This is a genomic window from Methylobacterium sp. 22177 (assembly GCF_052045615.1).
Classification (GTDB): domain Bacteria; phylum Pseudomonadota; class Alphaproteobacteria; order Rhizobiales; family Beijerinckiaceae; genus Methylobacterium; species Methylobacterium radiotolerans.
Window position 1 is genome coordinate 25,606 of record NZ_JBQEPK010000035.1, and the last position, 25,774, is coordinate 51,379.

A 25,774-nucleotide genomic window follows, 5' to 3' on the forward strand; every position below is an offset into this window, starting at 1 on the left:
CGCGGCCGTTCCTCGCAGCGGGTTGGTCGCAGCCATTACCGGGCCCAGCAAACCTTAACTTCGTGTTTACCAAGAAAGTTAATGGTCACGCTCGAACGATCCGACGCGTGCGTCCGTGGATACCGAATTCCGGTCCCGCTCTGCGCCGAGGAAACGGACGCCGAACGCTGCCGACGACAGGCCACCGATGACCCGCAACGCGATGCCGCAGCTCGACAGTTTCGATCCCGAGGTGCTCGACGCGGCCCGCGACGTGGCGGCGCGGGCGGGCGTGCCGCTCGAGACCTGGATCGCGTCGGTGGTGCCGCAGCAGCAATCGGCCGGCCAGGGCAATCGCCGGCACCGGCGGCGTCACCGCGCCGAGCAGCTCGCCCTCGGCGGGAGCCGGCCCGAGGCGTCGGCCGAGCGATCCCCGCCGCCGGCCTCGCCCGATCACCGGCCTCACGGCACGGCGCAGGGCGCCGACGGCTACGGCGACGGCATCGCCGCTCTGATGGACCGCCTCGACGGCCTCGACCGCGCCCTCGACCACGAGCGGCGCGCAGCCCAGGAGGCCGAGGCGCGGCGCCTCGCGGAGATCGAGTCGCGCATCGAGCGCGCCCTGAAGGCGGCGCCCGTCCAGCAGGTGACCGAGCGGCTCGGCGACATCGAGCGCCGCATGTCCCAGCTCGGCGAGCAGGTCGCCGCGACCCGCCAGCCCGGCCGTCGCCCGCGCCCCGCCGCCGCCGACATCCGCAGCGCCGTCCAGGACATCCGCCAGCGGCAGCGCGAGCTGGCGCAGAGCGCCGAGGCGGCGCCGGCCGCCGCTCCGGCCGATGGTGGCGTCGTCGCCAGCATGCGTCTGGACCTCGCCCGCCGGCTGGAGGCAAGGATCGAGGAGGGCGTCGCCCCGTCGACCGCGCTGCTCGAACTCCAGGAGGAGACCACGCGCCTGCGGGAGGCGATCAACCAGTTGGCGACGAGCCGGGATATCGGCGCCCTCGAGCAGGCCGTCGTCACTCTCGCGAGCGGCATCGAGCGCGCCCAGGCGGGGACCGATCTCACCGCCATCGCGGTGCCGATCGAGCAGGTCCGGGCTCAGGTCGAGCGCCTCGCCGAGGAGGTGGCCGAGAACGTTCACAGCCGCGTCGCGGAGGATGTCCGGCGCCTCGCCGAGCGCCTCGACACCGCGGCCGCGACCGGCGCCGCCGGCCCGGATGACCACACGCTCGCGGGCCTGTTCGCCGAACTCGAGGAGATCCGCCGCCAGATCGGCGCGCTCGCCGGTCCGGAGCGAATCCAGGGCCTCGCGCAGAGCCTGCAGGCGGTGAGCGCGCAGATCGCCCAGCTGCAGCGGACGGCCGCCGCTCCGGATCTGCGTCCGCTCCTGGAGGAGATCCGCAGCGACGTGAAGATCGCCGCGCCTGCGGCATTGGCGGAGCAGATCCAGGCGCTCGCCGAAAAGGTCGACGTGCTCTGCGCGCGGGACGACTGGTCCGAGCGCGCCGGCGAGGCGAGTGTCGCCCGCTCGGGCGACATGGCCTCCATCCACGCCATGCTGCGCAGCCTCGCCGAGAAGGTCGATCAGGTCGGCACCCGCTCCGAGCAGGAGGGCCTCGACGCCCTGGAGCGGCAGGTGGTCTCCCTGGCCGGTCGCCTCGACGCGCCGCACAGCGCCGATCCGGCGCTGGCCGGGCTCGAGCGCACCATGGGCGACCTGCTGCGGCAGGTGACGGCGCTCCGGGAAACGGCACCGAGCGAGGCCGTGGTGGAGCGGGCCGCCCGCAACGCGGTCGCTCAGACCCTCCAGACGTCCGGCCTCGGCACGGCCGAGTCCGGGGAGATCGGCCTCCTGCGCGCCAGCCTCGCGGACATGCAGGCCCGGCAGGTTGCCTCCGATCAGCGCCTCGGCGCCACCCTGGAGGGTGTGCAGTCGGCCCTGGAGCGACTCCTGGTCCGGCTCGGCCCCGCCGAGGCCGTCCCGGCGCGGGCTCCGTCCCTCGACGAGCGACTGATGTCGTCGACGAGCCCCGAGGTGGCGCTCGCGCCCGTCGAGGCGCGCCCCAAGCCGCGGCGCGACGGTGCCGAGGCATCCCGCCTCGCCGACGACCTGCTGGAGCCCGGAAGCGGCCGGCCGCCGCGCGAGCCGCGCTCGGCCCGCGAGCCGTCCGCCCGCCGGCCCGCGCAGGAGCGTCTCGGCGACGTCGCCGCCGCGCGGTCCGCGGCCGATGCCAAGTCCGAGACCGACATCAAGACCAGCTTCATCGCCGCGGCGCGCCGCGCGGCTCAGGCCGCGCAGGCGGAGCTGGCCGCCGAGGCACCGGCCGAGCGCCGGGAAGCCAGGGGCGACCGGGTGGCGGCCCTCCAGGGTGCCGCGACCGGACGCCTCGGCCGCCTGCGCGCCGAGATCGACCGCCGGCGCCGACCGCTGCTGCTCGGCCTCGCCGCCATCGTGCTGGCCCTGGGGGCGCTCCAGGCGATCACCATGCGCGGTGCGGACGAGCCGCGGCCCGCGGCTCCGACGAGCCAGGTGGCGCCGTCCCGCGGGGATGCGGCGACTGTCCAGAGAGACGCTCCGGACGTGTCCAAGGACGCAGTCAAGGAGAGCGCGGAAGCGAAGCCGGCCCCGGCCGATCCCACGACGACCCAGGCCCTGCCCAGCCCCGTTCCCGCGGAAGCCCGGCCCAACGCCAAGTCGGCGGTGCCGCAGGTCTCCGGGATGAACACCCTGCAGGCCGAACTCGGCAACCTTCCGCCGGCGCTGGCCAAGGTGAAGCTCGCCGCCCTCGACGGCGACGGCGCGGCGATCTGGGACCTCGCCACCCGCGAGGCCGACGGCCGCGGCATGCCGCGCGACCTGTCGATCGCCGCCAAGCTCTACGAGAAGTTGGCCTCGGCCGGTTACGCGCCCGCCCAGTACAAGCTCGCGGGCCATTACGAGAAGGGCTCGGGCGTCGTTCGCGACCTCGACAAGGCGAAGCTCTGGTACGGCCGCGCGGCCGAGCAGGGCCACGCCCGCTCCATGCACAATCTGGCTGTGCTCTACGCCGAGAACCCGGCCGCCAACGGTAAGCCGGACTTCGCCTCCGCGGCCTCGTGGTTCCGCCAGGGCGCCGAGTTCGGTGTCCGCGACAGCCAGTACAATCTCGGCGTCCTCTACGCGCGCGGCCTCGGCCTGACGCAGGACCTGATCCAGTCCTACGCGTGGTTCTCCGCCGCCGCGAGCCAGGGTGACGACGATGCCGGCAAGAAGCGCGACGACGTGGCCAACAAGCTGAGCCCTGCCGATCTCGCCAGCGCCAAGAGCCTCGCGGCGAACTTCAAGCCGCGAAAGATCGACGCGGCGGTCAACGAGCCGCCCGCGCCGAAGCTGCCGGCCAGCGCGCCGATGTCCCTGCTCGGCGCGCCGATGCCCGGCGCCGTTCCGTTCACGGCCCCGCCGCGTCGGAGCTGATGCCGGTCCGGGCGCGGGGCCCGGCCGCGGCTCCGACCTTGACCGCCACGCCGCGATGCGGGAACGCTGCGGCAGGGCGGCGTCGGACCGGGGGTCGGATCGCACGGGTCGCCAACCCTTGCCGATGCCCGGAGGATGGATGGCGCACCGGAACTCTGTCCCGCTCGGCGCCATCGTCCTCGGTGTCGCCGGGCTCATCCCGTTCCTGGGCTTCGCGGCCCTGGCGGTGTCGGGCACCGACGGCGGCCTGAGCAGCATCGGCCTGTCGCCCCGCACCATCCTGTCGGCCTACGGCGCGGTGATCGCCTCGTTCCTGGGCGGGATCCGTTGGGGCGCAGCCGCGGCGCGCAACGCCGGCAACGGCGATTATCTCGTGGCCATCGTGCCGTCCCTGGTGGCCTGGGCCGCGATGGCCACGCCCGCGCCGTGGGACCTGCGCATCCTCGGCGGACTCGTGCTCGCCTGGGGCCTCATCGATCAGGATCTGCCCCGCCGCGGGCTCGCGCCCCTCTGGCTCGGTCGCCTGCGCTTGGTTCTCTCGGGCGTCGCCGGGGCCGCGCTCCTCGTGGCGGCCTGACGGGTCGCGCGAACTGGCAGCCGCGCGGCGAGCGCCGTCAGGTCTCGCGGCTCATCTCGCGCAGGAGGTTCAGGACGGCGTTGCGGCGCGCCGGCGACTTGATCGAACGGAACAGCGCGGCGACTTCCGCGCAGTCCCGCGCGTCCTGATCCGCCGCGGTCTCGTCCGGCCGGTCCGGCTGCAGAAAGTAGGTCGGACAGACGTTCAACGTGGCTGCGATCCGTTCCAGTAGCCAGCGTGTCGTCGGCGGGGTCGCATCGTCTGTCATACCGTTGAAACTCGCACTCCGCCCGCTGGACCGATTTGAACGGCAGAGCTTTCCGCGGACAGCCTAGCCTTTCAGGGGCGGCGATGCCATCCTCAGGTTGCGTTCGACTCATCATTTGTCGCAGTGCGTGCATCAATTTCGAGTTAGGGCATGCCGCATTCAAAGTACCTGGACAGGACCTTCAGCGTGTTGCGCGACCTGGAACGTGCGGCCACGCCCGACGAGATCGCGCGGCTCCTGGTCGAGGCGTTCAGCCGCTACGGAGTCTCGTACATCATGGCCGGGATCGTCCCGGACCCCGGCCTGCCGAAGCGGCGGCACGCCGGGTTCGTGCTCGCCAGCACCATGCCGGAGGGCTGGGCCCGCCGGTACGTGACGCAGGGCTACGCGCTTCACGATCCCACGGTCCAGCGGCTGTGCACCACGGCGACGCCCTTCGACTGGAGCGCCGTGCTGCCGGATACCCCGACGGCCGGGCGCGTCATGAACGAGGCCGGTGAATTCGGCATCCGCGCGGGCATCACGGTTCCGTTCGTGACCCTCGACGGCGAGCCGGGCGGGATCAGCGTCTCGGGGGAGCGGATCGAGATCGATCCGGCCGAGCGCGTCGCGGTCAACCTCGTGGCGACCTACGCGGTCGGTCAACTGCTGCTGATGAACAGCCGGCCGGCCGCCCCGGCGCCGGCGCGCCTCTCGCCGCGGGAGCGCGAAGCCCTGCAGTGGGCGGCGGAGGGCAAGACCGACGTCGAGATCGGCATGGTCATGGGCATCACGGCCGCCGGCGTCGACTACCATCTGCGCTCGGCCCGCGCGAAGCTCGACACCGTCAACCGCGCCCACACCGTGGCGCAGGCGCTGCGGTCCGGTCTGATAACCTAGAGACCACGCCACCCGATCCGCGCCCGTCTCGGCTAACACGGGCGGACGTGTTCCGGATGGCAGCAAGTCCTTGGTGCCACAGCAGGGCGGGCTCACAGACCCTACGGTTTCTCGTAGTACACAGCCCTCGGTGAAACGACGAAAACTCGCGTCAGACCAACGTGAGGTTTTCCTGTGATCCATATCGTCACACCCGCCAACGCGGATCGCTATGCCGACGCGATGGAGCAGGCTTGGCGCCTGCGCCACGCCATCTTCGTCGGCGAGAAGGGTTGGAGCGAGCTGGCCCGTCCGGACGGTCGCGAGATCGACCAGTTCGACACGCCGCACGCGGTCCACTTCCTCGCTATGGAGGACGACACTGTCGTCGGCTACAGCCGACTCCTGCCGACCACGCGCCCGCATCTCCTGTCGGACGTGCTCCCGCAGCTCTGCGAGGGCGAGCGGCCGGTCGGACCGCAGATCTGGGAATGGACCCGCCAGGGCGTCGCCCGCTCGCACCGGGCGAAGGGCCGCGTCGTCAATCCGGTCTCGATCGCCCTGCTTACCGGGATCGTCGAGTGGGGCCTCGCCCACGGGGTCCACAGCCTGCTGCTGCAGATGCCGACCCTCTACATGATCCACGTCATCCAGCTGCATTTCCGCCCGCAGCCGCTCGGCCTGCCGGTCCAGATCGCCGGCGAGGAGATCATGGCGGCAACCGCCCGATTCGACGCCCGCACCCTGGCCAAGCTCCGCGCGGTCCGCGGCGACAGTCGCTCGGTCCTCGTCTCCGAACCCGCTTACCTGGTGGCCTGACCATGATCTTCGACAGCAAGGATACCGCGCTGGACGCGCTCGCCGCGCAGTGCCTGCGGGTTCGCGAACTCATCGACACGGTCGGCGATCCGCTGATGCGGGCCGCCATCGATCTCCTGCTCCTCGAGGTCGCCCGGGCCCTGGCCCAGAATGGACCGCAGGACCGCGCGAGCGGCGCCTGAGGCGCCGGCGGCAGGCGGATACGGGGACGGCGGGCGTCCCGTAGGACGCCCGCCGCTCTCCACGTTGTGGCTAATGCCTCAGACGCCCATCGCGGTTTTCAGGTTCTGATCGACCTTGTCGAGGAAGCCGGTGGTCGAGAGCCACTTCTGGTCCGGCCCGACGAGGAGGGCGAGATCCTTGGTCATGTAGCCGGCCTCGACCGTGTCGACGCAGACCTTCTCCAAGGTGGCGGAGAACTTCGCCAGATCGTCGTTGCCGTCGAGCTTGGCGCGGTGCGACAGGCCCCGGGTCCAGGCGAAGATCGACGCGATCGAGTTGGTCGACGTCTCGCGGCCCTTCTGGTGCTCGCGGTAGTGGCGGGTGACGGTGCCGTGGGCGGCCTCGGCCTCCACCGTCCGGCCGTCCGGCGTCATCAGCACCGAGGTCATCAGGCCGAGCGAGCCGAAGCCCTGCGCGGCCGTGTCCGACTGCACGTCGCCGTCGTAGTTCTTGCAGGCCCAGACGTAGCCGCCCGACCACTTCAGGCACGAGGCCACCATGTCGTCGATCAGACGGTGCTCGTAGGTGATACCGAGCGCCTTGAACTTGGCCTCGAACTCGTCCTCGTAGACCTTCTGGAACAGGTCCTTGAAGCGGCCGTCATAGGCCTTGAGGATGGTGTTCTTGGTCGACAGGTAGACCGGGTACTTGCGCGCGAGGCCGTAGTTCATCGAGGCGCGGGCGAAGTCGATGATCGACTGGTCGAGGTTGTACATCGACATGGCGACGCCGGCCTCGGGGAACTTGAACACCTCCTTCTCGATGACCGTGCCGTCATCGCCCTCGAACTTGATGGTCAGGCGTCCCTTGCCGGGCACCTTGAAGTCCGTGGCGCGGTACTGGTCGCCGTAGGCGTGGCGGCCGATCACGAAGGGCTGCGTCCAGCCGGGCACGAGGCGGGGCACGTTCTTGCAGATGATCGGCTCGCGGAAGATCACGCCGCCCAGGATGTTGCGGATCGTGCCGTTGGGCGAGCGCCACATCTCCTTGAGACCGAATTCCTGCACCCGCTGCTCGTCGGGGGTGATGGTGGCGCACTTCACGCCGACGCCGTGGCGCTTGATCGCCTCGGCGGCGTCCACCGTCACCTTGTCGTTGGTGGCGTCCCGGTGCTCGACGCCGAGGTCGTAGTACTCGAGGTCGACGTCGAGATAGGGGTGGATGAGCTTGTTCTTGATCTCGGCCCAGATGATCCGGGTCATCTCGTCGCCGTCGAGCTCGACGACGGGGTTCGCTACCTTGATCTTCGCCATGGACCGCTGCCTTCCCGCGTTGTCCCCGCGCACGGCATGCAAGGGCCGTGCGGTCGTTGTCCCGGGAGACCTGTGGGGCGCCCCGGGCCGGAATCGCCCCGCGACATAGCGCGGCCCTTCCGGCGACGGAAGGCGCGCGCTGTCATCCGGGCGGCATCGTCACTCGCCCCTCGACGGGCGCGGGCTCGCCGTGCCAGACGGCCGCCATGACGAGCCGAGACGCACAGGGCGACGCCCCCGAGGTTGCCCCCAGGAAGGTCACCGAACTGCCGCCCGGGATCGCCCCCGCGGTGATCCTGGTGGAGCCGCAGCTTGCCGAGAATATCGGCATGACCGCCCGGGCCATGGCGAATTTCGGCCTGTCGGAGCTGCGCCTCGTCAACCCGAAGAACGGCTGGCCCAAGAAGGGCGTCCGAGAGGCGGCCTCGGGCGCGACGCACGTCCTGGACGCGGCCGCGATCTACGGCAGCGTGGCCGAGGCCATCGCCGACTGCCAGTACGTCCTGGCGACCACGGCGCGCGAGCGCGGGCAGATGAAGCGGGTCTTCGCGCCCGAGGAGGCCATGGGCGAGCTCGTGGCCCGGGAGGGGCAGCGCACCGCGGTGATGTTCGGCCGCGAGCGGGTCGGGCTCACCAACGACGAGGTGTCGCTCGCCGACGCGATCGTCACCTTCCCGGTCTCCCCGGACTTTCCCTCGCTCAACCTCGCGCAGGCGGTTCTGCTGGTGGGCTACGCGTGGCGGCAGGCGAGCGGCCGGGCGCGCCTGCCCTTCACGGGCGAACTCCTGTCGCCGCCGGCGACCCGCGAGGCGCTGATCGCGCTGTTCGGAAGCCTTGAGGCGGCGCTCGACGGGGCCGGCTTCTACCCGCCGGAGAAGAAGGAGATCATCGCCCGCAACATGCGCGACATGCTCCACCGCATGAGCCTGACCGAGCAGGACGTGCGGACGTTCCGCGGGGCGCTGCGGGCCCTGACGCGGAAGGGCGGCTGATCAGCCGGGGGCCGGCTTCATCTCCGGCGGCTTGCCGCCGCCGAAGCAGCGGCCGACCGCCTCCCAGAACGCCGTCCGCTCCTCGGGCGTGCACTGCGCCATGCGCGCCTCGACCTTGGCGCGTCCGGCCACCGCGTCGGCTGTCGCGGCCACCTCGGTCTCGCTCGGGTTCCTCGCCTCGGCCATCGGCAATCCTCCGTTGCAGAACGAAAGCGCAGCTGAGCCGTGCGGTTCCGTTCCGCGCCGCGATCGGGCATGGAGTCGGCGATTCGCGGAGTGGCCGCGCGGTGGCGGAACGAGGGCGGGGTATCGGGTGCGGCTCAGCGTGGACAATCTGGCCTGCCGCCGCTCCGGCCGCCGCATCTTCGCCAACCTGTCCTTCGCCCTCGGACCCGGCGACGCCCTCGCGATCACCGGGCGGAACGGCGCGGGCAAGTCGAGCCTCCTCGCCATCCTCTCGGGCCGACTGCGGGCGGATGCCGGGCGGATCGACGTCGCCGATGTCGGCGAGGCGAGTCTGCCCGAGTGCCTCCACGCCGTCGGCCACCGCGACGGGCTGAAGAGCTCTCTCACGGCGGGCGAGAACCTCCTGTTCGCCCAGCGGCTCCTGGGCGCGCCGCGTCTGGACCCGCGCGCCGCGCTGGAGCGGCTCGGCCTCGGCCACGCGCACGACCTGCCGGTGGCCTATCTGTCGGCGGGTCAGCGGCGGCGCGTGGCCCTGGCGCGGCTGCTGGTCTGCGCCCGCCCGCTCTGGCTCCTCGACGAGCCCACCGCCGCCCTCGACACGGCCTCGCAGGCGGTGCTCGCCGAGCTGATGGAGGGCCATCGGGCCGGCGGCGGCCTCGTGATCGCCGCCACCCACCAGTCCCTCGGCCTCGCCGGCGCTGCGGAACTGCGCATCGAGACCGCCGCCGCGGCACCGGTCGCGGACCTTCTGGAGGAGTGGGCGTGATTCGCGCGGTCCTCGCCCTCATCGCCCGCGACCTGCGCCTCGCCGGCCGGGTCGGCGGGTCCGGCGCCCTGTCGCTGGTCTTCTTCCTGATGATCGTCGCGCTCGTGCCCTTCGCCCTCGGGCCCGATCTCAATCTGCTGTCGCGGATCGGCCCGGCTATCCTCTGGCTCGCCGCCGTGCTGGCGACGCTGATCGGCCTCGACCGCCTGTTCCAGGCCGACGAGGAGGATGGCTCCCTCGACCTGATGACCGCGGCACCGGTGCCCCTCGAACTGGTGGTGCTCGGCAAGGTCGCGGCGCACTGGCTGACAACCGGACTGCCGCTGGCGCTGGCCGCGCCGCTCTTCGGCCTGCTGGTGGCCCTCGACGGCACCGCCATGGGCGCGACGTCCCTGACGCTTCTGGCCGGCACGCCGGCCCTGAGCTTCATCGGCGCGGTGGGCGCGGCGCTCACCGCCTCGATTCGCCGGGGCGGCCTGATCCTCGCCGTGCTGGTCCTGCCGCTGATGATCCCGACGCTGATCTTCGGCGTCTCGGCCGCGCAGGCGGCGAGCGGCGGGACGGTGCCGTTCCTCGTGCCGCTGGCGGTGCTGGCGGCGCTGACGCTGATCGCCGCCGTGGTCGGGACGCTGGCGGCGGCGGCGGCTCTGCGCTGGCCGGAATAGCCGACGCTCTCTTGCATGAAGCGGCCAGCGCTCGTCATCGTCCCGGCGATGCTGCCTCGCGCGGCCGGACGTCTTCGCTGAAGCCTGCCGAATGCTTCCCGGCTCCCGGGCCGAGGCCGAAGCCCGCGCTCCGGATTTGCCTCCGAGCGCGTTGACGCGCGGCGCCCCCCTGACTATAGAAGCCGCTTCGCCGAGGGGCCGCGCTTTCGCGCGCGCTGCGTCTCGGCCATCGCCAGACAACCTGACGCGACGACCGATTTCCGGCCCAGCCGGCCCGTCGGCATCGCCCGACGAGAAACACGAGGACGTACATGGCCAACACCGCTTCGGCCAAGAAGATGACCCGCAAGATCGCCAAGCGTACGGCGATCAACCGCTCGCGCCGCTCGCGCATGCGGACCTTCGTCCGCAAGGTCGAGGAGGCCATCGCCAGCGGCAACCAGCAGGACGCGCTGGCCGCCCTCCGCGCCGCCGAGCCCGAGATGATGCGCGCCGCCCAGCACGGCATCGTTCACAAGAACAACGCTTCGCGGAAGGTCTCGCGCCTCGCCGCCCGCGTGAAGGCGCTCGCCGCCTAAACCGCCACGCACCACCGAGACGGTCTCGAGCCCGGCCTTCGCGCCGGGCTTTTTCGTGCGCGCTGTCCGGGCGAGCCGCGCGCCGCCGCCTCGTCCCGGCACGAAAGCGTTAACCCTGTCCAAGAATCAACGCGATTGCGGAGTCCAGAAACGGCGTGTAGCTTAACAGAAACTGACCCTGGACAAGCAAAACGCGCCGATTTCGGGACTCCAGCGAATCGAACTGATTCGCCAAGACTCTAGCGGCCGTGTTCAGCCCGGGCGGGAACACTTGCGAATGGGAATCCGCGCCGTCCCCACAAGTCCCACTGTTAAAGGAACCGTAGGTAATTGTTGATAGGCTCTCCCAATCGGCAAAAGTTCCTCGCGGTGGGGTTGACTCCGTTCAGAGGACTCTGTCCCGCCCGTTCTTGCGGGACGCTGAGGGCGTAAATCGTGCGTACGCGCCGCCTGCGGGTCTCCGTGGGCAGCGTCGGGAGAGCCAGTGATGCGTGTCGACGGAACGGTGGCGAGCGACGACGACGGGGGCCGCAACGGTGGCGGCAACACGGATTACGGGTCTGCCTGGGCCCGGGTGAAGCGCCGGCTGCGGGCCGAGCTCGGCGAGGACGTGTTCGCGAGCTGGTTCGCCCGCCTGGAGCTGGAGACCGTGGCCGGCGGAACGGCCCGTCTGACGGTCCCGACCCGCTTCCTCAAGAGCTGGATCGAGTCGCACTACCTCGACCGCGTGCTCAACACCTTCAAGGCCGAGGTCGAGGAGATCGCGCGGATCGAGGTCGGCGTGCGCGGGACCGGGGCGCCGGTCCGTCCGGTCGCCGCCGGGGTCGCCAAGGCCGGCCCGGCCAGCGGACCGCTCGCCCGCCTCCACGCGACCAGCGCGCCGATCCCGGTCGCCGCGGTCGCGCCGACGCCCGAGGCTCGCGGCGGCGAGGCCGGGGGCGATCTCAGCGGCACGCCGCTCGACGCGCGGCTGACCTTCGCGAGCTTCGTGATCGGACGCTCGAACGCGCTGGCGCACGCCGCCGCCGAGCGGGTCGCCAATCACCAGGGGGAGGGCGCGCTCTACAACCCGCTCTACCTCCACGCGGGCGTCGGGCTGGGCAAGACCCACCTGCTGCACGGGATCGGCCACGCCGCCCGCGAGGCCGGGCGCCGGGTGATCTACCTGACCGCCGACCGGTTCATGTACGGCTTCGTCAACGCCTTGAAGACCCAGTCGGCGCTCGCCTACAAGGAGCGGTTGCGGGGCATCGACCTGCTGATCCTCGACGACGTCCAGTTCATCCAGGGCAAGTCGATCCAGGCCGAGTTCGGCCACACGATCAACGCGCTCATCGATGCCGGACGTCAGGTCGTCGTCGCCTCCGACCGGCCCCCGACCGAGCTCGAGGCCCTGGACGAGCGGGTGCGCTCGCGGCTCGGCGGCGGCCTCGTGGTCGAGATCACGGCCCTCGACGAGGCCCTGCGCGTCTCGATCCTGTCCGCCCGCCTCGCCGCGGTGCGGGCGTCCCATCCGGGCTTCGACGTCTCGCCGCAGGTGGCGGCCTACGTGGCCCGTGCGATCACCGCCAACGGCCGCGACCTCGAGGGCGCCGTGAACCGCCTGCTGGCCCACGCCACGCTCACCGGCACCGCCGTGACGATGGAGACGGCCGAGAGCGCGATCCGCGACTTGGTGAAGAACCGCGAGCCGAAGCGGATCAAGATCGAGGACATCCAGAAGCTGGTCGCCTCGCGCTACAACGTCTCGCGGTCCGACATCCTGTCGGAACGGCGCACCGCCGCGGTGGTGAAGCCGCGTCAGATCGCCATGTACCTGTCCAAGGTCCTGACGTTGCGCTCGCTGCCGGAGATCGGCCGCCGGTTCGGAGGGCGCGATCACACCACGGTGCTCCACGCCGTGCGCAAGATCGAGAAGCAGATCGGTGAAGATTCGGTGCTCGGCGATGAAGTCGAGCTGCTGAAGCGGATGCTTCAGGACTAGTCGAGACCGGGCGATCCACCGGAGCAACCCGCTCAAAGTGGATCGGGTCCGTCCCGGAATGGCCGCCGGAGCGGTCCGGGCGTCGGCCTGATCGGCGCCGGTCCCGGACGATCACTGCCAAAACTCCGCCGCTGTCACGCGCCCTTCGCCGGCTCCCCGCTTCCGGGGCTGGCCGAGGGCGCGCGCGCCGTGGCAGACTGGCGCGAACCGAGACGGCCCTGTAAGGCCGCGTCGCCGACCGGCGAAGACCGACGCCCCGGGGGAGTGCTGATGACGGACGCCTTCATCTACGACCACGTTCGCACGCCGCGCGGGCGCGGCAAGGCGGACGGCTCCCTCCACGAAGTCACCGCCCTGCGACTCGCCGAGACCGCGCTCCGCGCCCTCAAGGACCGCAACGGCCTCGACACGGCCCTGGTCGACGACGTGGTGCTGGGCTGCGTCGATCCGGTAGGGGAGGCGGGGGGCGACATCGCCCGCGCCGCAGCCCTGGTGGCCGATTACGGGGCGCACGTGCCGGGCGTGCAGATCAACCGCTTCTGCGCCTCCGGCCTCGATGCGGTGAACTTCGCCGCCGCGCAGGTCATGAGCGGCCAGCACGAGATGGCGGTGGGCGGCGGCGTCGAATCGATGAGCCGCATCGGCATCGGCGCCTCGGGCGGTGCCTGGCCGGTCGACCCGGCGATCGCCATCAAGTCCTACTTCATGCCGCAGGGCGTCTCGGCCGACCTGATCGCCACCAAGTACGGCTTCACCCGCGACGAGTGCGACGCCTACGCGGTGCGCTCGCAGGAGCGCGCGGCGAAGTCGTGGGGCGAGGGCCTGTTCGACCGCTCCGTGGTTCCGGTCCGCGACGTGAACGGCATCACGCTCCTCGACCGCGACGAGCACATGCGCCCCGGCACCGACATGCAGTCGCTCGCCGCGCTGAAGGCGTCCTTCGTGCAGATGGGCCAGATGGGCGGCTTCGACGCCGTGGCGACCGACGCGCATCCGGACGTCGAGACGGTCGAGCACGTCCACCACGCCGGCAACTCCTCCGGCATCGTCGACGGCGCCGCCGCCGTGCTGATCGGCTCCCGGGCGGCCGGCGAGGCCGCGGGCCTGCGCCCGCGCGGCCGGATCCGCGCCTTCGCCAATATCGGGTCGGATCCGGCGCTGATGCTCACCGGGCCGGTGGACGTCACCCGCAAGGTGCTGGCGAAGTCGGGCCTGAGCCTCGCGGACATCGACCTGTTCGAGGTCAACGAGGCCTTCGCGGCGGTGGTCCTGCGCTTCTGCCAGGCCTTCGACCTCGACCCGGAGGCGGTCAACGTGAACGGAGGCGCCATCGCCCTCGGCCACCCGCTGGGCGCCACCGGCGCGATGATCCTCGGCACCGCCCTCGACGAGCTGGAGCGGACCGGCAAGGAGCGCGCGCTGGTCACGCTGTGCATCGGCGCCGGCATGGGCACCGCGACCATCATCGAGCGGGTTTGAACCGCCGCGCGCCCGGGAGCGGCGCGGCGCCGCTCCCCAAAGTCCGGGAACGCTGCTAGAGGCGCGGGCGACGCTCGGCCCTTTCGCGGTCCGGACGATAAAACAACGGGAGACAAGCCCTTGAACCGCCTGATTGCGACGCTCTGTCTGGGCGTCACCCTGAGCCTGCCGGTGGCCGCCCGCGCCGACGACGCCGCGGACCGCGTCGCCGCGGCCACGAACCTCGTCAACAAGACCCTGATCAAGAACCTTCAGACCGGGTTCAACGTCGCCCTCGAGAAGACCGTGGCGCCGATGCCGGAGGCCCGCGCCGAGGCCGTGCGCAAGGAACTGCTGGACGAGTTCGAGAAGCAGCGCGCCCTCATGGTGCAGGGACTCTCGAAGGACTACGCCGAGAAGTTCAGCCTCGCCGAGCTCAAGCACCTCGACGAGATCTACTCGGACCCGACCTATCTCAAGTTCCAGACGATGAACGCCGATCCGAACTCGTCGGTGACCGCGATCTCGCAGAACTCCGTCACCAAGCTGCTCAACATGCTGGCGGTCGCCGCGGCGACCGACAACGCGCCGAAGCCCGGCACCCCGCCGGTGCCGGCCGTGCCGCCGGCCGCGGCGCCGACCCCGGCTCCGAAGTAGGCGATGAAGGCCGCGCGCGTCGGTCCGGCGTCAGGCTGCGCGCGCGGCAGCCACGGGGGCGAAGCCCGCGACCGGGGGCAGTCCCTCCAGGAGGGGCTTGGCGAAGTGGTAGCCCTGCACGAGCGTGATCCCGATGTTTCGCAGGGCGTCGAGCTCCCCGGCGGTCTCCACGCCCTCGGCGAGCACCGTGACGTCGAGGGCGCGGGCGATGGCGGCCACGCCCGAGACGATGGCGTAGCGCCCGGCGTCGCTGTCGAGGCCGCGCAGCACGTCCATGTCGATCTTGATCAGGTCGGGGCGGAAGTTGGCGAGCAGGCTCAGGCCCGCGAAGCCGGCGCCGAAATCGTCGAGCGCCGTCAGGAATCCCTGCTTCCGGTAGGCGGCGACGATGCCCTTCACGTGCTCGAGGTCGCGGAACCGCTCCTGCTCGGTGAACTCGAACATGATGCGCCGGTGGGCGAAGTCGATGCGCCGGGCCGCCTCGAGCGAGGCGCGGATGCAGGCATTCGGCTCGTAGACCGCGTTCGGCATGAAGTTGATCGACAGCCGCGTGGCGCTGTCGCGGGGGAACAGGGTGCCGGCGAGTTCGATCGCCTTGACGCGGGCGGCCTGATCGAACTGGTAGCGGGTGTCGTCGGTCACCCGGTCGAGGATCGTGTAGGCTGGCTCGCCGTTCGGGCCGCGCACCAGCGCCTCGTAGGCCCAGACGCTGCCGTCCGCGAGGTCGAGGATCGGCTGAAACGCCATCGTGAAGTCGAAGTCGAGCTTGGTGCCGGCGCGACAGGCGCGGCAGCCGGAATCCTTCGTCATGTGCGGCTTTCGGTGAGTGACCCCGGCCGGCGGACAATGGGCGGCCGCGCTCAACACAACCTTAATGCAAGCGCGCCGGCGGATCGTCGGCGGAATCCAGGGAGGACGGCACCGTGACGCTGACCGATTTCCGCTTCGAGACCGATCCCGACGGCATCGCTCTGGCGACCTGGGACATGCCCGGCCGCTCGATGAACGTCATCACCGAAGGCGTGATGGACCAGCTCGAGCAGATCATCGAGCAGGTCGCGTCCGATCCGACGATCAAGGGCTGCGTCATCGCCACCGGCAAGGACAATTTCTCCGGCGGCGCCGACCTCACCATGCTGCAGGGCCTCGGCCGGGCCTACGAGCAGCTGAAGGCCGAGCAGGGCGAGGAGGTGGCGATGCGCCACTTCTTCGAGGCCTCCCGGCGCCTGTCACTGTTGTTCCGGCGGCTGGAGACCTGCGGCAAGCCCTTCGCCGCGGCCATCCAGGGCCTGTGCCTGGGCGGCGCCTTCGAGCTGGCGCTGTCGTGCCACTACCGGGTCGCGTCCGACGACGCGAAGACCCGCGTCGGCCTGCCGGAGATCAAGGTCGGCCTGTTCCCGGGCGGCGGCGGCACGCAGCGGGTCGCGCGCCTGATGCAGACCGGCGATGCCCTCCAGATGCTGTTCAAGGGCGAGCAGATCCGCGCGCCCATGGCCAAGGGCATGGGACTGATCCACGCCGTGGCCCCGCAGGCCGAGATCGTCGAGCGCGCCAAGGCCTGGATCCGCGAGGGCGGCTCCGCGGTGGCGCCCTGGGACGTGCCGAAGTTCAAGGCCCCGTCCGGCAAGGTCTACTCGCCCGCCGGCATGATGATCTGGCCGCCGGCCAACGCCATCTACCGCCGCGAGACGCATGACAACTACCCCGCCGCCAAGGCGATCCTGGCCTCCGTCTACGAGGGCCTGCAGCTGCCGATGGACCTCGCCCTGCGGGTCGAGAGCCGGTACTTCGCGCATATCCTGCGCTCGACCGAGGCGGCGGCGATGATCCGCACGCTGTTCATCTCCATGGGCGAGCTGAACAAGGGCGCGCGTCGCCCGAAGGACGTGCCGGCGACGAACCTGCGCAAGGTCGGCGTGATCGGCGCCGGCTTCATGGGCGCGGGCGTCGCCTACGTCACCGCCCAGGCCGGGATCGAGGTGGTGCTGGTCGACCAGTCGGTGGAGGCGGCCGAGAAGGGCAAGGCCTACGCCCACACGCTCATCACCGGCCAGATCAACAAGGGCCGCGCCAAGACCGCCGACCGGGAGGCGCTGCTCGGCCGGATCCAGGCCACGGCGGATTACGGCGCCCTCGCCGAGTGCGATCTGGTGATCGAGGCCGTCTTCGAGGATCCGCGCGTGAAGGCCGAGGTGATCCAGAAGGTCGAGGCGGTGATCCGCGCCGACGCGATCTTCGCGTCCAACACCTCGACCCTGCCGATCACCGGCCTGGCCAAGGCGTCGCAGCGGCCGGCGCAGTTCGTCGGCATCCACTTCTTCTCGCCGGTGGAGAAGATGATGCTCGTCGAGATCATCAAGGGCGAGGCGACCGGGGACGCGGCGCTCGCCGCCGCTCTCGACTACGTGCGGCTGATCAAGAAGACCCCGATCGTCGTGAACGACGCCCGCGGCTTCTTCGCCAACCGCTGCGTCGGCGCCTACATCCTCGAGGGGCACAAGATGCTCGCCGAGGGCGTGCCGCCCGCGATGATCGAGAGCGCCGGCCGCCAGGCGGGCATGCCGGTCGGGCCGCTGTCGCTCAACGACGAGGTCGCCCTCGATCTCGTGCTCAAGATCGCCAAGGCCACCGAGGCGCAGGTGGGGCAGGGCGCCGTCGACCCGGCGCAGAAGGCGATCCTCGCCGAGATGGTCGAGAACCAGGGCCGTCTGGGCCGCAAGAACCGCAAGGGCTTCTACGACTACCCCGAGGGCGCGCCGAAGCGCCTCTGGCCCGGCCTGAAGGAGCTGCAGCCGAACCGGCTCGATCCCGACGCCGTCGACTTCACCGAGCTGAAGCAGCGGCTTCTGGTGGTCCAGGCGCTGGAGGCTGCCCGCACGGTCGGCGAGGGCGTGGTCACCGACCCGCGCGAGGCCGATGTCGGCTCGATCCTCGGCTTCGGCTTCGCGCCGTTCACCGGCGGGACCCTGTCGTACATCGACTTCATGGGCGCGGCGGCCTTCGTCGACCTTGCGCGGTCGCTCGAGGCCAAGCACGGGCCCCGTTTCCACGTGCCCGACAACCTGGCCGCGATGGCCGAGCGCGGGGGCACGTTCTACGCCGGCGCCGAGAAGCGCGCCGCCTGAGCACCGTCGGCCGGACGCCCGCTCGCGGCGTCCGGTAGCTGGGCGAGTTCCTCCAGCAGGACCGTCCGCGCGCAGGCCCCGAAGGCCCGCATCAGCCGCCCCCGGGCGTGATCCGGGGGGAACAGCAGCGCGAAATGCACGGGGAGCGCGGGGGCGAAGGGCCGGATCGCGATCGGCGAGACCTTCGCCTCCTCGTGGGCCGCCAGCGGATTCATGACGCTGACCCCGAGCCCGGCCGAGACGAGCGTGCAGATCGAGGCGCCGAGGCCGGCCTCGGCGGTGATGGTCAGGCCGATCCCGGCCGCCTCGAAGATGGCCTCGGTCCGGCCGCGCAGGGCGCTCCCGAGCGAAGCGGCGACGAACGGTACGCCGAGAAAATCCGCGGGCGCGAGCGCGGCCCGCGCGGCGAGGGGATGATCGCGCGGCAGGACGGCGACGCAGGGCCGGGTCTCGACGTGCTGGGCGCGCGCCTCCGGAGCGTCGCCGTACAGCATGGTCAGCGCGGCGTCGCAGGAGCCCGTCGCGAGCCAGTGGTTCACGGTCTCGTCGTCGCCGGAATGGATCGCCACGATCACGTCGGGATGCGCCGCGCGGAAACGCACGACCGCGCGCGCGAGGAGCCCGCCCGCCAGCCGCGGCATCGCGGCCACCCGCAGCCGCTCCGTCCCGAAGGCGCGGATCCGCGCGGCCGCCGATTCCAGGCTGGTGAGACCCACGAAGGCGCGCTCGACCTCCGCGTGGAACCGCGTTCCGTCGAGGGAGGGCACGACCCGGCTCCCGCTCCGATCGAACAGGGGCAGGCCTGTGATGGTCTCCAACTGGGCGATCAGCCGGCTGACCTGCGGCTGCGAGGTGTGGAGCCGGCGGCTCGCCTCGGTCATCGACCCGGTGGCGACCACGGCCCGGAACGCCTCGATGTGCCGGAAGGTCATGCGCCGCTCGGCCATATCAGATCCGTATGCTCGGCAGGTGAATCGGCATTGGACGCCCGCGCGCGGCCGCTCCTAGGATCGACCGGCAAAGCTTCGGGCCGACTCCCCGTCGGGGCAGCCCGGTGCTTCTCCGGTTCAGACATAGCGAGGGGGTTCGGATCGTGTCGAGGACGCTGCCGCTTCTGTTGGCCACTCTGTGCTGGGCCGGGCTCGCTGCGCCGTCGGCCGCCGAGGGGCGCCTCGACAAGATCCGCGCGACCGGGCAGATCAGCCTCGGCTTCCCGGACGCGTCGCCACCCTTCGGCTTCCTCGACCAGAACGCCAAGCCGGTGGGCTATTCTCTGGAGATATGCGAGCACGTCGCGCAGAAGCTCAAAGCCGTTCTCGGCATGAACAAGCTCGAGGTGCGCCACGTGCCGGTGATGTCGGCGACCCGGATCCCGCTGATCAACAACGGTACGATCGACCTGGAATGCGGCACCGCCAGCAACCTGCCCGAGCGGCACAAGCTGGTCTCGTTCGCGCCGACCACCTTCGTGGCGCAGGTGGTGCTTGTGGCCAAGAAGGACACGCCGGTGGACGTCGACGACATCGCCTCGTTCCGCGGCAAGGCCATCTCGGCGCAGGCCGGCGGCGAGACCCAGCGCGTCGCCACCCGGATTAACGTCCGCGACAAGCTCGACATCCTAGTGATGCCGGCCAAGGACACCGCCGAGGTGTTCCTGCTCGTGGAGACCGGCCGCGCGGCGGGCGCCATCAACGACGACGCCCTGGCCCACGCCACGGTGGCGGGGGCCAAGCGGCCGGCGGACTACAAGATCGGCACCAAGGGCCTCGAATTCGCCCCCTACGGGATCCTGGAGCCGAAGGACGACGCGGCCTTTAAGGCGGCCGTCGACAAGGCGGTGGTCGAGCTGATCCAGGACGGGACCGTGACGCGGCTCTACGGCAAGTATTTCGAGCAGCCGATCCCGCCGAAGGGCATCAACTTGGAGTTGCCGATGAGCGACGTGCTCAAGCGGGCCCTCGCCAACCCGACCGATTCTGGCGACGAGGCGGCCTACCGGTAGGGCGGCGAGACAGACATGCGAGACGATCACGGCGAAGCGACGGACGCGCCGTCCGCGGTCGACCTGCGGAGCGACACGGTCACCCGGCCGACCGAGGCGATGTACGCCCGGATGCGGTCGGCGCCGCTGGGCGACGACGGGCTCGACGCCGACCCGACCGCCCGCGCGCTGGAGGAGACCGCCGCCGCGATGCTCGGCAAGGCGGCGGCCCTGTTCGTGCCGAGCTGCACGATGGGCAACCTGCTGGCGATCCTGGCCCAGGTTCAGCGCAGCGAGCAGGTCCTGCTCGAGGCCCAGGCCCACATGCTCCACACCGAGCGCGGGGCCGCCACCCTGACCGGGGCGTTCCTGGACGGGATCGCCGGGACCGACGGTGCCATGGATCTCGACCGGCTGGAGGACGCCCTCCGGCCGGGCGCGAGCCCGCTGCCGACGGCCATGATCGCGCTGGAGACCTCGCACAACGCCGCCGGCGGCACCGTGCTGCCGCCGGACCATATGGCCGCGGTGGCGGAGATCGCCCGCGCGCGCGGCATAAGGGTTCATCTCGACGGGGCCCGCCTGTTCAATGCCGCGACCCATCTCGGGGTCGCGCCGGCGGACCTCGCTGCCCACGTCGACACCGTGTCGCTGTGCCTCTCGAAGGGCCTCAGCGCCCCGGTCGGCGCCGTGCTCGCCGGCGACGGGCCGGTGATCGCGGCGGCACGGCGCCTGCGGAAGATGATCGGCGGGACGCAGCGTCAGGTGGGCATCGTGGCGGCCGCCGGCCTCGAGGCGATCACCGTCATGGGCGCGCGCCTCGCCGAGGACCACGACCGGGCCCGGCAGTTGAGCGCCGGGCTGAACGCCCTGCCGCGCCTCGCGGCGAACCTGCCGCAGACCAATATCGTGCAGGTCGACCTCTCTCGGACCGGGCGGGACAGCGCGCGCTGGGTCGCGGATCTCGACGCGGCCGGCATCCGCGCGCGCCCGCTCGGCGCGCGGCGGCTGCGGCTCGTCACGCACCGGCACATCGCGGCGGCCGACATCGACCGCGCCGTCGCGGCCTTCCGCGCCTGCCTCGACGCGGCCTGAGCCCGGTCAGGCCGCGCCCGCGACCCGGGTCTTCGCGCCGAGCATGCGGGCGAGGAGCACGACGTCGCCGGCATTGTCCGAGAGCAGGTCGGTGATGTCGCCGACCTCCAGCGCCTTCACGTGGCGGCAGCGCATGCCGTAGCGGCCGGCCGTGCAGGTGCAGCGCAGCTCCGGGCCCCCCGGCCGCTCCTCCAGGCTGACGTGGTAGCGGTTGCCGGTCGAGCCGCGCATGGCGAACCGCAGGGCCGCCGGCGCGTCGGAGAAGCCCGCCAGGGCCCGGCCGCTGATCGCACCCGGCGCGCGGCGCGGCACGGCGGGGCCGCCGACCGCCCGCGTGACCGGAAGGCTGAGCGCGGCCGCGAGGGCGTGCATGTCCGCGACCGCCCGCTCGCGCATCGCGGCCAGCGCGATCTCCGCGCACGCATAGGCGTCCTCGCCGGCATCGTGGTGCTCGAAGCGGATGCCGAGGCGCCGCGCGACCTTGCCGAGCCCGCAGCCCTCCGGCGCCGGGAAGACCCGGCGAGACACCTGGACCGTGCAGAGATAGGCGAGATCGGGCACCGGCAGGCCTGCCCGGGTCAGGCCGGCGCGCAGGACGCCGATATCGAAGCTCGCGTTGTGCGCCAGGATCAGCCCGCGCGCGAGATCGCCGAGATAGGGCGCCATGACGGCGGCGAAGTCGGGCTTGTCGGCGACGTCGGCCGGCAGGATGCCGTGGACGCGAATGTTGCCCGGCGCGAAGCGCATCTCGGGGGGGCGGATCAGGTGGCTCTCGCGGCGCACGACCCGGCCATCCGCGATCCAGGCGAGCCCCACCGCGCAGGCGCTGTCACGCCGCTCGTTGGCCGTCTCGAAGTCGAGGGCCAGGACCGTCATCGCGGTTCAACCATACCGGGTGGAAGTTCTCGGGGTGTTCCCCGAGAGGTCTAGGCCGGCCGGACTCGGGCTTCAACCCTGCGCCACCATCACCAGCCAATCGTCCTCCGAGACGACCCGGACACCGTGCTTCTGGGCGTCCTTCAGCTTCGAGCCCGCTCCCGGGCCGGCGACGACCAGGTCGGTCTTGGCCGAGACCGAGCCCGAGACCTTCGCGCCCAGCCGCTCGGCCACCGCCTTGGCCTCGTTGCGGGTCATCTTCTCCAGGGTGCCGGTGAAGACCACGGTCTTCCCCGCGAAGGTGGAGGCCGCGGCGGCCCGCTCCATCGGCTGCACCGCGACCGCGTCGAGCAGCGCGGTGACGGCGTCGGCGTTGTGCGGCTCGGAGAAGAACAGGAGCAGGGCATCGGTCGCCACCGGGCCGATCTCGCCGTCGTCGGCGAAGACCCGGTAGGCATCGCCGGGACGCTGCGCCGCAGCCTGCGCGATCGCGGCGCGCACCGCGTCGACGTCGCCGTAATGGGCGAGGAGGTTCTCGCGCTGGACGGCGCTCAGGCGCGCCCGCTCCTTGGCCGGCGCCGCGTCGTCCTCCGGGAAGCCGAGATCGAGGAGCCGGTCCCGGGTGGTGCCCCCGACGCGCGGCACTGCGGTGAGCTCGACCCAGTCGGGACCCGGCTGCGCCGCCGCGGCCTCGCGGATCGCCGCGATCAGCGTCGGCATGTCGGCGAAGCGCTTCGCCAGCGCCTTGGCGGTCGCCTCGCCGATCTGCGGGATACCGAGGGCGAAGAGCAGGCGGTTCATCGGCACCGCGCGCCGTGCCTCGACGGCGGCGAGCAGGTTCTTGATCGCCTTGTCGTCCTCGTCGCCCTTCTTCTTGGCGGCCTTCTTGGGCGGCTCGGCCGTCCCCGATTCCGCGCGCCGCTCGGCCGACAGCGCCTCGCGCCGCGCCACGATCGCGGCCTTGAGCTCCTCGAAATCCAGGCGGAACAGGTCGGCGGGCTGGCGCACCAGTCCGGCCTCGAACAGGACCTCGATATACGTCTCGCCGAAGCCCTCGATGTCGAAGCCGTTGCGCGACACGAAGTGCTTCATCCGCTCGACGCCCTGCGCCGGGCAGATCAGGCCGCCGGTGCAGCGGCGCACCGCGTCGGGCCGGCCGGTGCGCGGGTTGATGGCGCGGACGGCGCGGCTGCCGCAGGCCGGGCATGACTCCGGGAACGCGTAGGGCCGCGAGTCGGCCGGGCGCTTCGTGAGGTCGACGTCCATGACCTTGGGGATAACGTCGCCGGCCCGGACCACCGTCACGGTGTCGCCGACGCGGATGTCGCGGCCGTCGCGGATCGGCTCGCCGTCGGCGCCGACGCCCTTCACGTAGCCCTCGTTGTGCAGGGTGGCGTTCGACACGACGACGCCGCCCACCGTCACGGGACGGAGCTTGGCCAGCGGGTTCAGCGAGCCGGTGCGGCCGACATTGATGACGATGTCCTCGACGACCGTCGTGGCTTCCTGGGCGGCGAATTTGTGGGCGAGCGCCCAGCGGGGCGAGCGCGAGACGAAGCCCAGCCGCTTCTGGAGCGCGAGGTCGTCGACCTTGTAGACGACGCCGTCGATGTCGTAGCCGAGCCCGGCCCGGTCCGCCTCGATGCGGCGGTAATGGGCGAGCATCGCCGCCGTGTCGGTGAAGGTCTCGGTGCGCGGGTTCACCGGCAGGCCCCAGGTCGCGAACTGCTCCAGCACGCCGGTCTGGGTCTCGGCGATCGGCGCCGACAGCTCGCCCCAGGCATAGGCGAAGAATCGCAGCGGCCGGGACGCGGTGATCGCGGGATCGAGCTGGCGCAGGCTGCCGGCGGCGGCGTTGCGCGGGTTGGCGAAGAGAGGCTTGCCGGCCGCTTCCTGCCGGGCGTTGATGGCGGCGAAGTCGGCGTGGGACAGGTAGACCTCCCCGCGCACCTCGCAGATCTCCGGCCAGCCGGCCCCCGCGAGCACCGCCGGGATGTCCTGCACCGTGCGGGCATTGGCCGTGACGTTCTCGCCGACCTCGCCGTCGCCGCGGGTGGCGGCGGTGTCGAGCCGGCCGTTCACGTAACGGAGCGATAGGGACAGGCCGTCGATCTTCGGCTCGGCCGTGAAGGCGAGGGGAGTGTCGTCCGACCAGCCGAGGAAGCGGCGCACGCGCGCGACGAACTCGGCCACCTCCGCGTCGTCGAAGGCGTTGCCCAGCGAGAGCATGGGCACCGCGTGCCGCACCTTGGCGAACTTCTCCGAAGGCTTCGCGCCGACCGACGTGCTGGCGGCGCCGGTACCGGCGAGATCGGGGAAGCGGGCCTCGATGTCTTCCAGGCGGCGGCGCAGCCGGTCGTACTCGGCGTCCGATATCTCGGGCGCGTCTTCCTGATAGTAGAGGCGATCGGCCTCCAGGATCGCGTCCGACAGGCGCGCGTACTCGGCGCGCGCTTCCTCGGCGGTGAGGTCGAGATCGAGCGGTTCGGATTTCATTGCGGCCATGCCGGGGTTCTAACGCATCGGCGGCCGGCGGGGAGCCGGCCGCGGCGCGCAGTCCCCGATTCCCTCACGGGCGGGGGCTGAGCAGATCGCCGCGCCTCGCCATGCGGAAGGCCGCGAAGAACGTCGCGGCGACCAGCGCGGCGAATGCCTGCAGCGGCAGAGCCGGGGCCAGCCAGCCCGCGACCGCGGTCCCGGCGACCGAGCCGAGATTCATGGACGCCATGTACACCTCGAACTGCGTGGCCGCGCCCGTACGGCCCCGACTCGCCGCGAGCAGCGCCGGCATCAGGGCGACGATCAGCAGGCCGGGCAGCACGCTGGTGAGCGCCAGGATGGCCGGTGCCGCGGCCCCGACGAGCCCGGCAGCGATCAGGATCCCGGCCAGAACGAAGGTGACGGCGCTGCCCAGAAGCAGGGCGCGCAACGGCGACGCCGCTCCCGCGCGGTCCGACCAGACACCCACCGCGACGGCTCCCGCCGTGCCGCTCACCAGGGTCAGCACGGCCTGCAGTCGCGACAGGCCGGCGGCCTCCCAGCCCTGCCGCTGGAGGAGATCGATCGCGAAGGGCAACTCGAACAGGCCGAGCGCCGCGTCGACGCCGAAGCACAGGGCGAGCAGCCGCAGGGCGCGCGGACGGCGCAAAGCCACGACCGTCCGGCGCAGGAAGCGGCGGAACGGGACGCGCCGCGGCGGCGGTCCGCGGCGATCGAGCGACCAGATCGGATCGCTCGGCGCCTCGCGGACCAGCAGCATCGGCAAGCTCGCGACGATCGCGGCGGCGAACAGACAGTGGGCGCTCGCGGAGAAGCCCCAGCTCGCGAGCGACCAGCCGAAGAGTGCGGCGCTGAGGCTCGTTCCGGCCACGAAGCCCGCCCGGGTGCAGGCGCTGACGCGGCCGAGCTCACGGGCCGGGACGTGATCCATGATCATCCGGTCGCAGGCGGTGTCGAGGAGCGACGCGAACAGGCTGTGGACGAGGAAAACCAGGCCGAGCGCGCCGACGGCGTCGCCCCCGGGGACGAGGAGGAGCGCCAGCGTCGCGTGGCATCCGACCAGGGCGGCGACCGCGAAGGGGCGGCGCCGTCCCATCCGCGTGTCCCCGGCCCGGTCCACCCAGGGCCCCCAGAGCAGGGGCTGCAACGTCCACGGCAGGCCCGCCAGAGCGAAGTGCATCCCCACCTCCGTGGAGGAGACGCCCTGCGCCGCGAGATGATTGGCGAGCGCCGTCAGCGAGAAGCCCGCGATGAGGCCCTGATAGAGATAGGTGGCGAAGAATACCCCGTAGCGGACCGGCCGCAGGCCGAGGCTCGGTCTGCCGGACAGGCCGACGCGGAGATCCGTGCCGGACACCGTCACGGAGCGCGGCGCTCCTTGCGGGAGACGGGCGGCGATCCGATGCTGCTCCTTCCTTCCATCGGATCGCCGCCCGTGCCGTTTCGCTCCCCTGACGCTAGCGCCACTGCTTTCGCCTCGCG

General features: G+C 71.7%; 23 protein-coding genes. 15 read left to right on the forward strand and 8 right to left on the reverse strand.

The annotated features are described in order from the left end of the window. The first annotated feature begins 187 nt into the window (after positions 1–187). Positions 188–3,433, forward strand: a complete 3,246-nt coding sequence (locus ACTJK8_RS24440; protein WP_440762645.1) for a hypothetical protein — start codon at positions 188–190, stop codon at positions 3,431–3,433. Between the two features lie 139 nt (positions 3,434–3,572). Next, positions 3,573–4,010 carry a DUF3429 domain-containing protein gene (locus ACTJK8_RS24445; protein ID WP_440762646.1) on the forward strand — a complete coding sequence of 146 codons (438 nt, stop codon included), beginning with the start codon at positions 3,573–3,575 and terminating at the stop codon, positions 4,008–4,010. 37 nt (positions 4,011–4,047) lie between these two features. Here the strand turns inward: ACTJK8_RS24445 and ACTJK8_RS24450 are convergent, their stop codons facing one another. Continuing rightward, positions 4,048–4,218 carry a hypothetical protein gene (locus ACTJK8_RS24450; RefSeq protein ID WP_440762647.1) on the reverse strand — a complete coding sequence of 57 codons (171 nt, stop codon included), beginning with the start codon at positions 4,216–4,218 and terminating at the stop codon, positions 4,048–4,050. A 210-nt stretch (positions 4,219–4,428) separates the two neighbouring features. On the opposite strand from ACTJK8_RS24450, the gene ACTJK8_RS24455 reads away from it, so the two are divergent. The 3 genes from ACTJK8_RS24455 to ACTJK8_RS24465 all read left to right on the forward strand — a co-directional run bounded on the left by ACTJK8_RS24455 (position 4,429) and on the right by ACTJK8_RS24465 (position 6,137). Then, positions 4,429–5,157, forward strand: coding sequence for a LuxR family transcriptional regulator (locus ACTJK8_RS24455; protein WP_440762648.1), 729 nt, complete (start codon positions 4,429–4,431; stop codon positions 5,155–5,157). A gap of 174 nt (positions 5,158–5,331) precedes the next feature. Then, the gene (locus ACTJK8_RS24460) at positions 5,332–5,955 is read left to right on the forward strand and encodes an acyl-homoserine-lactone synthase (RefSeq protein WP_012322644.1); all 624 of its coding nucleotides are present in this window, start codon (positions 5,332–5,334) and stop codon (positions 5,953–5,955) included. Between the two features lie 2 nt (positions 5,956–5,957). Further along, the gene (locus ACTJK8_RS24465) at positions 5,958–6,137 is read left to right on the forward strand and encodes a hypothetical protein (protein WP_012322645.1); all 180 of its coding nucleotides are present in this window, start codon (positions 5,958–5,960) and stop codon (positions 6,135–6,137) included. A 78-nt stretch (positions 6,138–6,215) separates the two neighbouring features. On the opposite strand, the gene ACTJK8_RS24470 is transcribed toward ACTJK8_RS24465, so the two are convergent. Continuing rightward, on the reverse strand, positions 6,216–7,430 hold the full coding sequence (locus ACTJK8_RS24470; protein WP_012322646.1) for an NADP-dependent isocitrate dehydrogenase: 1,215 nt from the start codon (positions 7,428–7,430) through the stop codon (positions 6,216–6,218). Between the two features lie 206 nt (positions 7,431–7,636). On the opposite strand from ACTJK8_RS24470, the gene ACTJK8_RS24475 reads away from it, so the two are divergent. Then, positions 7,637–8,422 carry an RNA methyltransferase gene (locus ACTJK8_RS24475; RefSeq protein ID WP_012322647.1) on the forward strand — a complete coding sequence of 262 codons (786 nt, stop codon included), beginning with the start codon at positions 7,637–7,639 and terminating at the stop codon, positions 8,420–8,422. Here ACTJK8_RS24475 and ACTJK8_RS24480 read toward each other — a convergent pair whose 3' ends face one another. After that, positions 8,423–8,608, reverse strand: a complete 186-nt coding sequence (locus tag ACTJK8_RS24480) for a hypothetical protein (protein WP_012322648.1) — start codon at positions 8,606–8,608, stop codon at positions 8,423–8,425. A 127-nt stretch (positions 8,609–8,735) separates the two neighbouring features. Between ACTJK8_RS24480 and ccmA the strand changes: the two genes are divergently transcribed. The 6 genes from ccmA (at position 8,736) to ACTJK8_RS24510 (ending at position 14,716) form a co-directional block, all read left to right on the forward strand. Beyond that, positions 8,736–9,374 carry a heme ABC exporter ATP-binding protein CcmA gene (gene ccmA / locus ACTJK8_RS24485; RefSeq protein WP_012322649.1) on the forward strand — a complete coding sequence of 213 codons (639 nt, stop codon included), beginning with the start codon at positions 8,736–8,738 and terminating at the stop codon, positions 9,372–9,374. After that, positions 9,371–10,039 (forward strand): heme exporter protein CcmB, encoded by a 669-nt coding sequence (gene ccmB / locus ACTJK8_RS24490; protein WP_012322650.1) that lies wholly within the window; start codon positions 9,371–9,373, stop codon positions 10,037–10,039. The genes ccmA and ccmB overlap by 4 nt, the downstream gene beginning before the upstream one ends. Positions 10,040–10,350: 311 nt before the next feature. Further along, a complete protein-coding gene (rpsT, locus tag ACTJK8_RS24495; protein ID WP_012317029.1) occupies positions 10,351–10,617 on the forward strand; it encodes a 30S ribosomal protein S20 in 267 nt (88 codons plus the stop codon). 487 nt (positions 10,618–11,104) lie between these two features. Continuing rightward, positions 11,105–12,601, forward strand: a complete 1,497-nt coding sequence (gene dnaA, locus ACTJK8_RS24500; RefSeq protein ID WP_024827926.1) for a chromosomal replication initiator protein DnaA — start codon at positions 11,105–11,107, stop codon at positions 12,599–12,601. A gap of 270 nt (positions 12,602–12,871) precedes the next feature. Next, positions 12,872–14,080 carry an acetyl-CoA C-acetyltransferase gene (locus ACTJK8_RS24505; RefSeq protein WP_024827925.1) on the forward strand — a complete coding sequence of 403 codons (1,209 nt, stop codon included), beginning with the start codon at positions 12,872–12,874 and terminating at the stop codon, positions 14,078–14,080. A gap of 120 nt (positions 14,081–14,200) precedes the next feature. Then, entirely contained in the window at positions 14,201–14,716 is a 516-nt protein-coding gene (locus ACTJK8_RS24510) for a hypothetical protein (protein WP_053620406.1), read from the forward strand. Between the two features lie 30 nt (positions 14,717–14,746). On the opposite strand, the gene ACTJK8_RS24515 is transcribed toward ACTJK8_RS24510, so the two are convergent. Next, the gene (locus ACTJK8_RS24515) at positions 14,747–15,526 is read right to left on the reverse strand and encodes an EAL domain-containing protein (protein ID WP_059408993.1); all 780 of its coding nucleotides are present in this window, start codon (positions 15,524–15,526) and stop codon (positions 14,747–14,749) included. Between the two features lie 113 nt (positions 15,527–15,639). Between ACTJK8_RS24515 and ACTJK8_RS24520 the strand changes: the two genes are divergently transcribed. Beyond that, complete coding sequence (locus ACTJK8_RS24520) at positions 15,640–17,841, forward strand: 3-hydroxyacyl-CoA dehydrogenase NAD-binding domain-containing protein (protein WP_024827924.1); 2,202 nt, start codon at positions 15,640–15,642, stop codon at positions 17,839–17,841. Here the strand turns inward: ACTJK8_RS24520 and ACTJK8_RS24525 are convergent. Further along, entirely contained in the window at positions 17,811–18,773 is a 963-nt protein-coding gene (locus ACTJK8_RS24525) for a LysR substrate-binding domain-containing protein (protein WP_440762649.1), read from the reverse strand. The genes ACTJK8_RS24520 and ACTJK8_RS24525 overlap by 31 nt on opposite strands. A gap of 185 nt (positions 18,774–18,958) precedes the next feature. On the opposite strand from ACTJK8_RS24525, the gene ACTJK8_RS24530 reads away from it, so the two are divergent. After that, positions 18,959–19,843: an amino acid ABC transporter substrate-binding protein gene (locus ACTJK8_RS24530; protein WP_059408995.1), complete on the forward strand. Its 885-nt coding sequence runs from the start codon at positions 18,959–18,961 to the stop codon at positions 19,841–19,843. Positions 19,844–19,858: 15 nt separating this feature from the next. Further along, a complete protein-coding gene (locus ACTJK8_RS24535; RefSeq protein ID WP_058607649.1) occupies positions 19,859–20,917 on the forward strand; it encodes a GntG family PLP-dependent aldolase in 1,059 nt (352 codons plus the stop codon). A 6-nt stretch (positions 20,918–20,923) separates the two neighbouring features. On the opposite strand, the gene ACTJK8_RS24540 is transcribed toward ACTJK8_RS24535, so the two are convergent. From ACTJK8_RS24540 to ACTJK8_RS24550, 3 genes are all read right to left on the reverse strand, one after another. Beyond that, positions 20,924–21,793 carry a 3'-5' exonuclease gene (locus ACTJK8_RS24540; RefSeq protein WP_059408997.1) on the reverse strand — a complete coding sequence of 290 codons (870 nt, stop codon included), beginning with the start codon at positions 21,791–21,793 and terminating at the stop codon, positions 20,924–20,926. Between the two features lie 72 nt (positions 21,794–21,865). Further along, entirely contained in the window at positions 21,866–24,298 is a 2,433-nt protein-coding gene (gene ligA, locus ACTJK8_RS24545) for an NAD-dependent DNA ligase LigA (RefSeq protein ID WP_440762650.1), read from the reverse strand. A gap of 64 nt (positions 24,299–24,362) precedes the next feature. After that, positions 24,363–25,655, reverse strand: coding sequence for an MFS transporter (locus ACTJK8_RS24550; protein WP_440762651.1), 1,293 nt, complete (start codon positions 25,653–25,655; stop codon positions 24,363–24,365). Positions 25,656–25,774: the final 119 nt, after the last annotated feature.

Excerpts from the sequence above, each read along its gene's own strand:
- ACTJK8_RS24440 (WP_440762645.1), top strand. The coding sequence starts at position 188 with ATGACCCGCAACGCGATGCCGCAGCTCGACAGTTTCGATCCCGAGGTG.
- ACTJK8_RS24445 (WP_440762646.1), top strand. The coding sequence starts at position 3,573 with ATGGCGCACCGGAACTCTGTCCCGCTCGGCGCCATCGTCCTCGGTGTC.
- ACTJK8_RS24455 (WP_440762648.1), top strand. The coding sequence starts at position 4,429 with ATGCCGCATTCAAAGTACCTGGACAGGACCTTCAGCGTGTTGCGCGAC.
- ACTJK8_RS24465 (WP_012322645.1), top strand. The coding sequence starts at position 5,958 with ATGATCTTCGACAGCAAGGATACCGCGCTGGACGCGCTCGCCGCGCAG.
- ACTJK8_RS24470 (WP_012322646.1), bottom strand. The coding sequence starts at position 7,430 with ATGGCGAAGATCAAGGTAGCGAACCCCGTCGTCGAGCTCGACGGCGAC.
- ACTJK8_RS24475 (WP_012322647.1), top strand. The coding sequence starts at position 7,637 with ATGACGAGCCGAGACGCACAGGGCGACGCCCCCGAGGTTGCCCCCAGG.
- ACTJK8_RS24480 (WP_012322648.1), bottom strand. The coding sequence starts at position 8,608 with ATGGCCGAGGCGAGGAACCCGAGCGAGACCGAGGTGGCCGCGACAGCC.
- rpsT (WP_012317029.1), top strand. The coding sequence starts at position 10,351 with ATGGCCAACACCGCTTCGGCCAAGAAGATGACCCGCAAGATCGCCAAG.
- dnaA (WP_024827926.1), top strand. The coding sequence starts at position 11,105 with ATGCGTGTCGACGGAACGGTGGCGAGCGACGACGACGGGGGCCGCAAC.
- ACTJK8_RS24505 (WP_024827925.1), top strand. The coding sequence starts at position 12,872 with ATGACGGACGCCTTCATCTACGACCACGTTCGCACGCCGCGCGGGCGC.
- ACTJK8_RS24515 (WP_059408993.1), bottom strand. The coding sequence starts at position 15,526 with ATGACGAAGGATTCCGGCTGCCGCGCCTGTCGCGCCGGCACCAAGCTC.
- ACTJK8_RS24525 (WP_440762649.1), bottom strand. The coding sequence starts at position 18,773 with ATGACCTTCCGGCACATCGAGGCGTTCCGGGCCGTGGTCGCCACCGGG.
- ACTJK8_RS24535 (WP_058607649.1), top strand. The coding sequence starts at position 19,859 with ATGCGAGACGATCACGGCGAAGCGACGGACGCGCCGTCCGCGGTCGAC.
- ACTJK8_RS24540 (WP_059408997.1), bottom strand. The coding sequence starts at position 21,793 with ATGACGGTCCTGGCCCTCGACTTCGAGACGGCCAACGAGCGGCGTGAC.
- ligA (WP_440762650.1), bottom strand. The coding sequence starts at position 24,298 with ATGGCCGCAATGAAATCCGAACCGCTCGATCTCGACCTCACCGCCGAG.